We start from the raw sequence: 13453 nt of genomic DNA, 5'->3' as shown, positions 1-13453 counted from the left end.
CGTGGAGACTACCAGATATACGGATGTGTTGATCGTCGGCGCCGGGCCCTCAGGACTGATGATGGCCGCCCAGTTGCTCCGCTACGGTATCAATCCGATGATTATCGATGCCAAGCACGGTCCGGACAGAACGTCGAGGGCCATCGCCGTGCATGCCCGGTCGCTAGAGTTGTTCCGCCAGCTTGGGCTCGCCGATCGCCTGCTCAGCCAGGGAACTTCGTGTTACGGCGTGCAGATACAGGGCCGAAAGAAACAATTGGGCCGTGTCGATTTTTCCATGATGGAGAATCCCACCACTCCCTTTCCCTTCATCCACCTGGTGGGGCAGGAAAAAACGGAAAGGCTGTTGATTGACCGGTTGACTGAGCATGCCTGTCCCGTTGGCTGGGAAACCCGGCTCGTGTCGCTCCTTCAGGACGACCGGACCGCTACCGTTGAACTGGAAAAGGGGGGCGTGATTCAGCGGTGGAAATGCAAATGGATAATCGGGGCGGACGGCTCCAAAAGTACTGTGAGAAGCTGTGCAGGGATCCCATTTGAAGGTAGGCGCTACCCAGGGCGATTTTTTCTCACCGATGTGCAGATCGATGGAGTGTATAAACGGATGATCCATTTCTTTCTGCCGAAAAACGGCTTTCTGGGCGTTTTTCCGCTTGATGCGGCCGGCCGGTACCGCCTCGTGGGCATATTGCCCCGGAAATGGGATGCGGAGCGCCGATCCGCCATCCGGTATAGTGACATCAAACCTATAGTGGATGATGCAATGGGGTTCGAGCTCCAAGTGAGCCGCTGCTTCTGGATAAGCAGTTTTTTGCTGCAAAGGCGTATGGCTGAACAGTTTGCCAGACAGCGCTGCTTTTTGGTTGGCGATGCGGCGCATGTCCATTCGCCTGTCGGAGGGCAGGGAATGAATGGCGGGTTGCAGGATGCCGCTAACTTGGCCTGGAAACTGGCCGGCGTGGCGAGCGGCCGGATAGCGCCGCAGATCCTGCATTCATATCAGCGGGAACGGATGCCGGTGGCTAAGGCCACGGTTGATGCTACCGACCGTGTTTTCAAGTTAGCTATCAATACGGACGGATGGCTGAGCCCGCTGAGAGATTACGCCGTCTCTGCGGGAATGCGGGTCGTCGGTAGCAACGCTCAGCGACTCAATAAGCTATTCGGTGAAATGGCCCAACTGGCCTTCCATTACCGCAAGGCGTCTCTTGCTGTGCACCACGCCGCAGGGCAGCGCGTGAGGGCCGGTGACCGCATTCCCTTTCTGCAGGTATTTGATGAAAAGACGAAGGCGCACACCGACCTGCACCGCTGGTGTGAGAAACCGGGGTTTGTCTTGTTGGTGCTTGGCATCATCAGCCATCACCACCTTCATCTTATCGGCCGTTGGATGCGGCAAAAGTACCCGAGGGAGATGCACCTGTTTTATCTGCCCTATTCTCCCGCAAACCAACAGGTATTTGATACGTTTGAGGTGAAGGCCGAGAACACGAAAATTGTGCTTATCAGGCCGGACATGCATATCGGTTACATGAACGATATGCTCAACGTGGATCTGATCGATACGTATATGGAAGAGGTGATTGGGTGGAAAATGTTTGACAATGTACCGGAAATCCCTTAACTATGTAAAATTAAACCCGATGAGATGTACCGGATAATTTTTCTGCTGCTGTGCAGCACGCTGCTTGCCTCCGGAGGAATCGCACAGCAACATACGTTTGTGCTTGTCCATGGCGCATGGGGCGGTGGCTGGTCATTTAAAAAAACCGATTCGCTGCTCCGGCAGTCGGGCAACCTGGTGTATCGGCCCACGCTATCAGGCCTCGGCGAACGGGTGCATTTGGCTTCTCCTGATATTGATCTGGATACCCACATCAAAGATGTGGTTAACACCATCCTTTTTGAAAACTTGCACAACGTCGTGCTTCTGGGGCACAGCTACGGCGGAATGGTGGTGACGGGCGTAGCCGACAGTATACCCGAGCGTATCGCGAAATTGATTTACCTGGACGCTTTTGTGCCGGAGGATGGGCAAAGTGTAAACAACGCACGGGGCCTAAGCGGTCCGGGGAGCGAGATGCCGACGAAAGACGGCTTGGTTTACCCGTTATGGACGAAGGAAGGCCAGGGTTTTCCGCGGGACGTGCCGCATCCGGCGAAGACGTTTTCCCAGCGAATTGTGCTAAAAAACGAAAAGCGGCTCGAAATACCGACCACCTACATATTGACCTACGAAGGCGATGATTCGGAGCGCGATGCTTTCGCCTTTTTTGCCGCGTCGGCTGAACGCAAGGGGTGGAAGGTCATCCTTATGCATGCGGACCATAATCCTCAGATGACCATGCCAGAAAAATTAGCGGATTTACTGGAGGAGGTGGGCGGTGGAACGTAACGAACAACCGAGGGCCCTGCAGCTGGTCTGGGAGAGGAAGTCATTTGACGCGCTATCGTTGGACGAGCTGTATAAGGTTCTCCAACTGCGGCAGGAAGTGTTTATCCTTGAACAGGCATGCGTCTACAGTGATTTGGACAACAAAGATCAGAACTGCAATCATTTGATGGCGTGGCAGGGGCCTGTATTGGCAGCCTATACCAGACTTATCCCTTATGGGGTTTCCTATTCGGACGCCACCAGTGTCGGCCGTGTGGTGGTGGGAAAAGATTTCCGGGGCAAAGGCCTCGGCGAAGAATTGATGTTGCGTAGCATCGACGGAATTTACACCCTATTTGGCCGGCAATCCATAAAAATAGGTGCTCAGGAGCACCTCAAGGCTTTTTATGACAGACTTGGCTTTGAACAGACCAGTGAACCGTACATGGATGCAGGCATTTTACACATAGAAATGACACTTTTGCCGATGGAACGCAAAGTTATATGCAAATCGCCGTAATTTAGCGCGGATTTATGTGGCCATTAAAGCAAGTAAATACGAATGAACATCGACTATAATAATCTCCCGCCCGAACTGATGCAAGTAGTGGTTACTGTGCTGCTTATCCGCTTGGTCGTGTGGGTGTTTTACGCCAATACGGTTCGTAAGCTGCTTCTGCTGGTTGCACCTGGGAACCGGTTGATGACGCCAAACCAAGCTTGGTTGCTGGTTATTCCCTTTTTTAACATTTACTGGAATTTTTCCGTGGCGTCTCGGGTTGCCGATTCCCTCACCAACGAATTCTTTGATCGCAAGATTGCAGAAGAGGAAAATCCTGGGCGGGCCGCAGGCATGTGGTATGCTTGGATGTTCTTATTGTCGAATATCCCGCTACCGCCCTTTATCATGATGACCGTCGGCCTGCTGAGCGTTGTTTATTTCATCGCTTATTGGGTAAAACTCAATAATTTTAGAAATTTACTGGCCGAACACGAGAATTTCAGAAAGGGACAACAAAACTGACCGTCTATGCGTATCCAAGAATTGACTGCCCACCTTGAATCCCTGGCTCCCCTGCACTATCAGGAACCATACGACAACTCGGGGCTGCTGGTAGGTGATCCCAACGGGGAAGTCAATCAAGCGCTGATATCGCTCGATTGCACAGAAGCCGTGATTGATGAAGCGATTCGCCTGGGATGTGACCTGGTGATCTCCCACCACCCGATCGTGTTTAAGGGACTAAAGCGCTTTACCGGAAGAAGCTATGTAGAACGTGTGGTCATGAAAGCCATCAAAAACGATATTGCGATATATGCCATTCATACCAACCTGGACAACGTTTCGGGGGGCGTAAACAGCAAAATCGCTGAAATGCTGGGCCTTCAGCAAACTGCGATACTGAATCCCAAGCGCGACCTGCTCAACAAGCTGGTGGTATATGTGCCCTTGAGCTATGCTGAACCTGTGCGCGCCGCGCTATTCGCGGCGGGCGCCGGGCATATCGGCAATTATGACGAGTGCAGTTTCAATGTGACCGGATATGGCACGTTTCGCGGAGGCGAAGGTACTGATCCGTTTGTCGGCAAGCCGGGCGAGCAGCACCGTGAGGAGGAAATGCGCATTGAAGTGATCTATCCGGTACACCTGGAGCGTGACGTGCTGTTGGGCCTTTTTGAAGCACATCCCTATGAGGAGGTCGCCTATGATGTATACCGCCTACAGAACAGCCACCAACAGGCGGGAAGCGGCCTGATCGGCCGGCTGGAACAGCCGATGCCGGAACTGGAGTTTCTCGGCCGGTTGAAAAAGCGGCTGGACGCAACCGTCATCCGGCATACGGCGCTTCGCGGCAAGCCGGTTTCCCGCGTGGCTGTTTGCGGTGGCGCAGGAGGGTTCCTGCTCAGCCAGGCAATGCGGTCTGGGGCCGATGTACTCGTGACAGCCGATTACAAGTATCACGAGTTTTTTGATGCGGAAGGAAAAATCGTCATTGCGGATGTGGGACATTTTGAAAGCGAACAGTTTACACAGCAATTATTGTTGGAAATTATTCAGAAAAAATTTCCTACCTTTGCAGTCCGTTTGACGGGAATAAACACAAACCCAATAAAATACTACAGTTAGATGGAACAGACGGTAGAACAAAAGCTGAAAGCCCTTTGGCGGCTACAGACCATACACACGAAAATAGACCGGATCCGCCAGGTAAGGGGTGAGCTGCCGATGGAGGTAAGTGACCTTGAGGATGAAATAGCCGGACTGGAAACCCGCATCGAGAAAATAAGGAGCGAATTGGACGAGATGGAGGATTCCATCGTCAACCGGCGCAACATGATCACGGATGCACAGGCAGCAATCAAGAAGTATGAAGGGCAGCTTAATGATGTAAAGAACAACCGTGAATACGATGCCATCACCAAAGAAATTGAGATTCAAGGGCTGGACATCCAGGTGAGCGAAAAGAAAATCCGTGAGTTTGAATTCGAAATCAAAAATAAAACGGAGGTTTATGAAAGCACCCTTGCTACGCTCGAATCGGCCAAAAGAGATTTGGAAGTAAAGAAGGGCGAGCTGGATACCATTACCGCGGAGACCCAGAAAGAAGAAGACGACCTGCTGAATCAGGCAGAAGACGCCGACAAGGATATCGAGGAGCGCTTAATCCGCGTTTACCGCAGGCTGAGGACAACTTATAAAAACGGACTTGCCGTGGTCTCCATCGATCGCGACAGCTGCTCCGGATGCCATAACAAAATCCCGCCCCAGATGCAGCTCGAAATTCGCCAGCGCAAAAAAATTATCGTATGCGAGCATTGCGGCCGCATACTGGTAGACGAAGCGCTCGTACAGGAAGTAGAGTCTTCGCTAGTCGCCTAAGCGATAGTCAAAAAACAAAGCACGCAGAACGCTCGGGGACTCATAATCGACCGGGCGTTCTTGTTTTTTTTAAATTCAAATACACTTAGCAATCTATTAAACCCTAACACATGAAGTCCATCAAGCTACCCTTCAGTATCGCTGCTTTCATGGCGCTACTAATGATCGTGTTATCCGGTAAGGCGCAGGAAACGCTGCTCTTGCGTACACCGAGTGTAAGTGACCGGAATATTGCGTTTGTTTACGGCGGTGATATCTGGATAGCCGACCGCGACGGCTCGAATGCCCGCAGGCTTACCGTGAATCCGGCAAGTGAACAGCACCCTTTATTCTCGCCAGATGGCAAATATATCGCATTCACAGGGAACTATGATGGTAATACCGATGTGTACGTCATACCGATTGCAGGTGGCGAACCCCGCCGCTTGACGCATCACCCGGCTGCTGACATAGTGCGGGGATGGATAGATAACGAAACAGTTTATTTTACGTCTACCCGAGATTTCCAATATGCGCTGAGTCCGCGCCTTCATCAGGTAAGCACAAAAGGCGGGGTAGAAAGCCCGCTCATTATGCCCGAAGCGTATCAGGGAACGCCGTCGCCCGATGGCCGGTACTGGGCCTATATTAAGAATACGGACCCCACCGAGCGCGACCGCGTAGCGTTTAAACGGTACCGAGGCGGTGGTATGCCTGCCATCTGGATTTTCGATACGCAAACGCACGATGTAGAAATCATTCCCGACGCGAACAGCAACAATGTGAAGCCGGTGTGGCTGGGCAGCAAGGTTTTTTTCCTCTCCGACCGCGAACGGATCGTCAATATTTACAGCTATGACGTCGCAGCTAAAGAAACAAAAAAAATAACGAATTATAGGGATTATGACGTGCGCTCGCTGACAGGCAGCGGTAGCACATTAGCTTTCGAACAGGCAGGCCAGGTCCACCTGTTGCAGACGACTGACAACAAAATCAACACACCTGCCATTACCGTGCACGCCGATGCTCCGTATAAACGCGCTCACTATGTGGAAATGAAGGACGGCATACGGGCCTTTGGGATTTCGCCGACAGGCCAACGGGCGGTTTTCGAAAGCCGTGGCGAGGTTTTTACCGTACCGAAGGAAAAAGGAGACGCCCGTAACATATCCAATTCACCGGCGACCCATGAGCGTTTCCCCGCTTGGTCGCCCGATGGAAAATGGATTTCGTATATCTCAGATGCCAATGGCAGCTATCAGCTGGTACTCCGCGACCAGGCAGCAAAAGAGGAACCCATCTATATCCCACTAGGGAAAACCACGTTTTATTTTGAGCCAACGTGGTCGCCCGACAGTAAAAAGCTGTTTTATAACGACAGCCATTTAAACCTGTATTATATCGACATCGACTCCCGCAGGGCGGTGTTGGTGGATGACGATAAGCTGGGCTCGCACACGGGCCGCGTATACAATCATTTTCAACCGACTTGGTCGCCTGATTCGAAATGGATAGGCTATATCAAAACTTTGCCCAACACCGTTTCGGCCCTGTTTATGTATAACCTGGATACGAAGGAAAAACACCAGATAACCGACGGCATGAGTGCGGTGCGGGGCCCGGCATTCAGTAGGGACGGCAAATACCTGTTTTTTACCGCCAGCACCAACACGGGACTTACCAACAGTGGTCTCCATATGTCGGCTTATGAGCGGCCAACTAGCTACCACGTTTATGCCTTCATCCTTTCAAAGGACACCCCCTCCATTTTTAAGCCTGAGAGCGACGAGGAAGATGTGAAAGGTACCGATGAAAAAAAGAAGTCTGACACGGAGGATGGAAAGACTGACGGAGACAAGAAAAAGGACACCGCCAATAAGGCCGACGAACACATCAACGTAGACGTTGAAAATATCGGCAACCGTATTGTGGCGCTGCCGCTGCCTGCGGGAAGCTACCGGCTGAGCGGATCGGTAGAAGGCATGCTGGTTTACCAACGGGGTGCGACCCTTGGCGCTTATGACTTGAAGAAGAAAGAAAACAAGACGCTCATCGAAAACGTCCGCGGATTTGAAGTGAGTGCTGACGGGAAGAAGATGATTTATTCTTCACGTGGCTCTTATTTCATTGTAGATGCGGGTAAAAAGCCTGCTACACCAGAAACGGGAAAGCTAACGCTTGAAGACATCAAGCAATTGGTTGACCCGGCAGCTGAGTGGCAGCAAGTATTTAACGAGGTATGGGCACTTCAGAAGGAGTATTTTTATGTGGAGAATATGCATGGTGTAGACTGGCCCGCCATGAAAACAAAGTACGCAAAGTTTCTCCCATTTGTGAACCACCGCTCGGACCTGGGCTACCTGCTTAACGAGATGATGGGTGAAATGGTGGTAGGCCATAACTACATTTACCCCGGCGATGAGCCATCTGCGCCCTCCGTAAGCGTCGGTATGCTCGGCGCGGATTATGAAATCGACAATGGCCATTATAAAATCAGCAAGATCTTTTCCCGCCTCGACTGGAATCCGGATTTCAAAGCTCCGCTGGCAGAACCGGGACTGCAGCTGAGCGAGGGATCGTATATTGTAGCGGTAAACGGCATGCCCCTTACGGCAGCAACAAATATCTATAGCTTGTTTGATCATACGGTGGGCAAGCAAGTGGTGCTTAGAATCAACAGTATCCCATCGTTGGAGGGAGCCCGGGAAGTAACGGTAGTACCCATCAGCTTCAGCGATGAAACGCAGCTTCGGCGTATGGAATGGGTAGAAAACAACCGCCGTAAAACATACGAGCTCAGTGGCGGGCAGATTGCTTATGTGTACATGCCTAACACCGGCCCTGATGGATACACGTATTTTAACCGGTATTATTTCGCCCAAATGGATAAGAAGGCGCTGCTGATCGACGAGCGCAATAATGGCGGGGGCTGGGTAGCTGACTATGTGATTGATTTGCTGTCGAGGGAGCAGATCAGCTATTGGGGTATCCGGGATGGCAGGAGCTTTACCACGCCTGGTAACGGGATTTACGGCCCCAAAGCTATGATCATCAATGAAAACGCTGGTTCGGGAGGTGACATGATGCCATATATGTTCCGGTTGAAGGGCCTCGGCAAGTTGGTCGGACGGACAACGATGGGAATCCTCGTCGGCATTAGCGGCTATCCACCATTATTGGACGGCGGAAGGATCACTTCACCCAATTTCGGGATATACGACGTGAACGGGCAATGGATCATTGAAAATGAAGGCGTAGAACCGGATGTGTTCGTTGAACAGATGCCCAAGGATCTGCTCTCGGGAAGGGATCCCCAGCTTGAAAAAACCGTGCAACTGCTGCTGGAAGAAATGAAAACGTATCCCTACAAAGAGGTGAAAAAGCCGGCCGATCCGATACGTGTGAAATAGCAGTGGGGGTCGGCCGGAAGTCGGTCGGCCCGCTACATTTGCTAATAAATTTCACAAAATTTTGTAGATTTGCGTTGCCACATGATAGGTAAACAGCAAGGGTTAAATGACGACTAAAATAACACCTGATTTAGGTGATCAACAAGAAATACAAGTATTCGGCGCACGTGTACACAACCTTAGAGATATTGACGTAAGCTTTCCACGCAATGAGCTGGTTGTTATCACCGGTTTGAGTGGTAGCGGCAAGTCGTCGCTGGCGTTTGATACGATCTATGCGGAAGGCCAGCGGCGGTATATGGAAACGTTCAGTGCTTACAGTCGCCAGTTTTTGGGCGGTCTGGAGCGCCCCGATGTGGATAAGATCTCCGGGCTCAGCCCTGTGATTTCCATTGAGCAGAAAACTACGAGCAAAAATCCGCGGTCTACTGTCGGGACCATCACCGAAGTGTATGACTTCATGCGCTTGCTCTTCGCCCGGGCTGGGGAAGCGTATTCGTATGTGACGGGCAAAAAGATGGAGCGTATGTCTGAGGAACAGGTGGTCGACCGCATCATCCAGCAATTCGAAGGACAGGCGGTAAACATACTCGCTCCCGTGGTAAAGGGCCGCAAGGGTCATTACCGCGAGCTGTTTGAGCAAATCCGCAAACAGGGGTATGTGAAAGTCAGGGTGGACGGCGAATTGCTGGATATCGTACCAAAAATGCAGGTAGACCGCTACAAAATCCATGACATTGAGATGGTGATCGACCGGCTGCTGGTGTCCGAAAAGGACCGGAAGCGATTGTATGCGTCGGTAATGCAAGCGATGAAAGCTGCCAAAGGAGTGATCAAAGTCAGTGACAAGGGCAACAAGGAGTATTTTTACAGCCGCTACTTGATGGATGCCGAATCGGGCATTTCCTACGACGAACCGCAGCCCAACACGTTTTCGTTCAACTCGCCCTACGGCGCCTGCGAACGATGTGATGGACTAGGCTACGTGTACGAGATCGACCAACATGCGATCATCCCCAATCCGAAGCTAAGTATTGCGAAAGGGGGGTTGGCCCCGCTGGGAGAATTCCGGGATACTTGGAGTTTCCAGGTGCTGAAGGCAGTAGCAAAGCGCTATGACTTTTCACTGACCACCCCTATCGAGAAGCTGACAGAAGAGCAACTTGATATCCTGCTGAACGGCGGGGGCGAGGAGATAACGGTGCCGGTCTCGTATAGTAGCTGGAATACGAAAGACTACAGAGTTACTTTCGAGGGGATTTCCAAGATGCTTGAGGAGCAAAGCGAACGACTTGGACCCAACGGGCAGAACCTCGATGACTACCGTGCGCAGCGGGTCTGTCCGGCATGCCAGGGCGCCCGCCTTAAAAAGGAGTCTCTTCACTTCCGGATCGGGGGGAAAAACATCGCTGAATTGGCGTCGATGGATATCACATCGCTAGCCAGTTGGTTTGCGGATGTCGGGCAGCGCCTCGACGACCGGCAGAACATCATTGCCACCGAAATACTAAAGGAAATCCGTGCGCGGCTGGGGTTTTTACTCGACGTGGGGCTCAACTACCTGACACTGGATCGGACAGCCAAGACACTGTCCGGGGGGGAAGCACAGCGAATCCGGCTGGCTACACAGATCGGCTCCCAACTGGTCAACGTGCTTTATATACTTGATGAGCCCAGCATCGGACTGCACCAACGCGATAATGAGCGGCTGATAAATGCCTTGAAGAGCCTCCGCGATATCGGAAATTCGGTATTGGTGGTGGAGCACGACAAAGACATGATCCTCAACGCCGACTATGTCATTGATATGGGGCCGGCAGCCGGCGCGCATGGGGGGCTTGTAGTAGCGCAGGGTAAGCCTGAGGCTATCATGGCGGCCAACACACTTACGGCGGCATACCTCAACGGCACGAAGGAAATCCGTATGCCGGAGCAGCGGAGGGCAGGAAATGGGCACACATTACGTCTGTCGGGCGCGTCGGGCAATAACCTCCGGAATGTTTCTGCAGAATTTCCGCTGGGCAAGCTCATTCTCGTCACCGGCGTGTCGGGAAGCGGTAAGTCGAGCCTTATCACCGAGACCTTGTATCCCATATTGAACCACCATTTTTTCCGGGCGAAGAAAAAACCGCTGCCCTATAAAAAAGTGGAAGGATTGGAGCATATCGATAAGGTTATCGAAATAGACCAAAGTCCCATCGGCCGTACGCCCCGGTCCAACCCGTCTACGTACACCGGCGTATTTTCGGATATACGTGCACTGTTCGTGCAGCTGCCTGAGTCCAAAATCCGGGGATATAAACCCGGGCGATTTTCCTTCAATGTTAAGGGCGGTCGCTGCGAAACCTGCCAGGGCGCCGGAATGAAAGTCATTGAGATGAATTTCCTGCCCGACGTACAGGTGCCCTGTGAAACGTGCAGCGGTAAGCGGTATAACCGGGAGACGCTGGAAGTGCGCTACCGAGGTAAGTCGATCAGCGATGTCTTGGATATGGGCATTGACGAGGCTGTTACTTTTTTTGAAAACATCCCCTCCATTTACCGTAAAATAAAGACACTTCAAGACGTAGGGCTTGGTTACCTGACGCTTGGCCAATCTTCGGTAACGCTTTCCGGCGGGGAAGCGCAGCGCGTGAAGTTGGCCACAGAGCTTTCCAAAAAAGATACAGGCAAAACATTTTATATCCTCGATGAACCCACTACCGGTCTTCACTTTGAGGACGTCAATGTGCTGCTGGGCGTGCTCAACCGATTGGTGGACCGGGGGAACACGGTATTGGTCATTGAGCACAACCTGGATGTCATCAAAGTGGCCGACTGGGTGGTAGACCTTGGGCCGGAAGGCGGTGCGGGCGGCGGAGAGGTGCTTTTCAGTGGCACGCCGGAGGGCTTGATCAAGTGCGAGAGGAGCCAGACGGGGCGCTTTCTTGAACTAGAAATGCGCGGTGTTGGGACGTTTTCGTAACTTAGCGAGCGTATGTCAGATATTATCCAACTCTTGCCGGACACTGTGGCCAACCAGATTGCTGCGGGAGAAGTGGTCCAGCGCCCGGCATCGGCGGTAAAGGAATTGATAGAGAATGCGATAGATGCAGGGGCCGACAGGATCAGGCTGATTGTGAAAAGTGGCGGAAAATCGCTCATACAAGTGATTGACAACGGATGTGGCATGACCGTGACGGATGCGCGGCTTTGCTTTGAACGGCATGCTACGTCGAAAATTCGCAAGGCGGAAGATTTGTTTGCCATACGCTCGATGGGATTCCGGGGGGAAGCATTGGCCTCCATAGCCGCCATAGCCCACGTGGAGCTCAAAACGAGGCGCGTGGAGGATGAATTGGGCACCCTGATAGCGATTGAAGGTTCGACCGTGGTGAGGCAAGAGCCGGCGGCCCTGCCAGCAGGGACGAGCATCTGTGTCAAGAATCTTTTTTATAACATTCCTGCCCGCAGGAACTTTTTGAAGAGTAATCCGGTAGAGATGCGTCATGTTGTGGATGAGTTCCAGCGGCTGGCCTTGGCGCATCCGTATATTTTTTTCAGCTTGCACAGCGATGATCAGGAATTGTTTCACCTGCCGGCGGAAAGCCTCAAACAGCGCATTGTCCACGTCTTCGGCAGCGGTTACAACCAACGGTTGGTGCCCGTGGAAGAAGAAACGACCATCATCAACCTGAAAGGCTTTGTCGGCAAGCCGGAATTTGCCAAGAAGACCCGCGGCGAGCAATATTTCTTCGTGAACAACCGGTTCGTGAAAGACCCGTACCTCAACCACGCCGTGGTTAAAGCTTATGAGGGCTTATTGCCTTCCGAAAGCTTTCCGCTTTATGTGCTGTTTATCGAGATCGACCCCGCCAGAATCGATATCAATGTACACCCCACAAAAACGGAAATCAAATATGAAGATGAGCGGGCCATATACGCCATCCTCCAATCGGCGATTAAGCGTTCGCTGGGAAGATACAACATTACGCCAACCCTCGATTTCAACCAAGAAACGGGATTCAGCCATATGATCAGCCCTAAGCCGTTGGAAGAAGTCACTCCGCCTTCAATTACCTTCAATCCGAATTTCAATCCGTTTGACAGCGGTGCGCCCGCCGTGAAGCAGCGGGCAGGCATACCGCAGCAATGGGGCGAGTTGTACGAAATTGCTGATAAAGCCTCGCATGAGCAGTTTCGGCTGCATGGCGAGGAGGCCGAGACGGACGGGGGGATGACTGAACGGCCGCAGTCTGACATCAAGCAACCGTTTCAATTGCACAATCGCTATATCGTGTCCCAGATTCACTCAGGGTTTATCGTCATTGACCAGCATGCCGCACATGAGCGCATCCTGTTTGAACAATATCGCGGACAGCTGGAGAGCCGGCAGGGGGCGAGCCAGCAAAGCCTTTTTCCACAGACTATCGCCCTCAACGGCGCAGACTTCCAGCTCATCATGGATCTCCTCCCAGATATCCGTGCATTAGGCTTTCAAATCAGGGAATTCGGGAAACATACGTTTGTGGTGGAAGGCATTCCTGCCGACCTTACATCCGGGGTAAGTGAGCGACAGGTACTCGAACAATTGCTTGAAGACTATAAAAACAATAAAGCGGAGCTTAAATTGCCGAAGCGGGATAAACTGGCAAGGAGTTTAGCCCGGCATACGGCCATCAAGCCCGGCACCGTGCTGTCTGAGGATGACATGACCAATTTGATTGACCGCCTGTTTGCGTGCGAAATGCCGAATGTTTCGTTGAACGGCAAACCGGTGATCGTTACTTTTACATTGCATGAACTGTCTGAACGGTTCGAGCGCTAAGA

The 13453-nt window shown here is 52.1% G+C and carries 9 protein-coding genes; all 9 read left to right on the top strand.

All coding sequences use genetic code 11. The features are described 5' to 3' along the window. Position 1 precedes the first annotated feature (1 nt). The 9 genes from ACFOET_RS06265 (at position 2) to mutL (ending at position 13451) form a co-directional block, all read left to right on the top strand. Positions 2 to 1624, top strand: a complete 1623-nt coding sequence (locus ACFOET_RS06265) for an FAD-dependent monooxygenase (RefSeq protein ID WP_379020687.1) — start codon at positions 2 to 4, stop codon at positions 1622 to 1624. A gap of 24 nt (positions 1625 to 1648) precedes the next feature. Beyond that, positions 1649 to 2395, top strand: a complete 747-nt coding sequence (locus ACFOET_RS06260; RefSeq protein ID WP_379020685.1) for an alpha/beta fold hydrolase — start codon at positions 1649 to 1651, stop codon at positions 2393 to 2395. Further along, positions 2385 to 2894: a GNAT family N-acetyltransferase gene (locus ACFOET_RS06255; RefSeq protein WP_379020683.1), complete on the top strand. Its 510-nt coding sequence runs from the start codon at positions 2385 to 2387 to the stop codon at positions 2892 to 2894. Before ACFOET_RS06260 ends, ACFOET_RS06255 begins: the two co-directional genes overlap by 11 nt. 42 nt (positions 2895 to 2936) lie before the next feature. Then, positions 2937 to 3398 carry a hypothetical protein gene (locus ACFOET_RS06250; RefSeq protein ID WP_379020681.1) on the top strand — a complete coding sequence of 154 codons (462 nt, stop codon included), beginning with the start codon at positions 2937 to 2939 and terminating at the stop codon, positions 3396 to 3398. A gap of 6 nt (positions 3399 to 3404) precedes the next feature. Beyond that, positions 3405 to 4502, top strand: coding sequence for a Nif3-like dinuclear metal center hexameric protein (locus ACFOET_RS06245; protein ID WP_379020679.1), 1098 nt, complete (start codon positions 3405 to 3407; stop codon positions 4500 to 4502). Further along, positions 4503 to 5255, top strand: a complete 753-nt coding sequence (locus ACFOET_RS06240) for a zinc ribbon domain-containing protein (RefSeq protein WP_379020677.1) — start codon at positions 4503 to 4505, stop codon at positions 5253 to 5255. 110 nt (positions 5256 to 5365) lie between these two features. Further along, positions 5366 to 8644: a S41 family peptidase gene (locus tag ACFOET_RS06235; RefSeq protein ID WP_379020675.1), complete on the top strand. Its 3279-nt coding sequence runs from the start codon at positions 5366 to 5368 to the stop codon at positions 8642 to 8644. A 106-nt stretch (positions 8645 to 8750) separates the two neighbouring features. Next, positions 8751 to 11609 (top strand): excinuclease ABC subunit UvrA, encoded by a 2859-nt coding sequence (uvrA, locus tag ACFOET_RS06230; RefSeq protein WP_379020673.1) that lies wholly within the window; start codon positions 8751 to 8753, stop codon positions 11607 to 11609. A gap of 12 nt (positions 11610 to 11621) precedes the next feature. Then, positions 11622 to 13451 (top strand): DNA mismatch repair endonuclease MutL, encoded by a 1830-nt coding sequence (gene mutL, locus ACFOET_RS06225; protein WP_379020671.1) that lies wholly within the window; start codon positions 11622 to 11624, stop codon positions 13449 to 13451. The last annotated feature ends 2 nt before the right edge of the window (positions 13452 to 13453 follow it).

The organism is Parapedobacter deserti (assembly GCF_042646065.1).
GTDB lineage: Bacteria > Bacteroidota > Bacteroidia > Sphingobacteriales > Sphingobacteriaceae > Parapedobacter > Parapedobacter deserti.
This window is presented reverse-complemented; position numbering and strand designations above follow the sequence as displayed.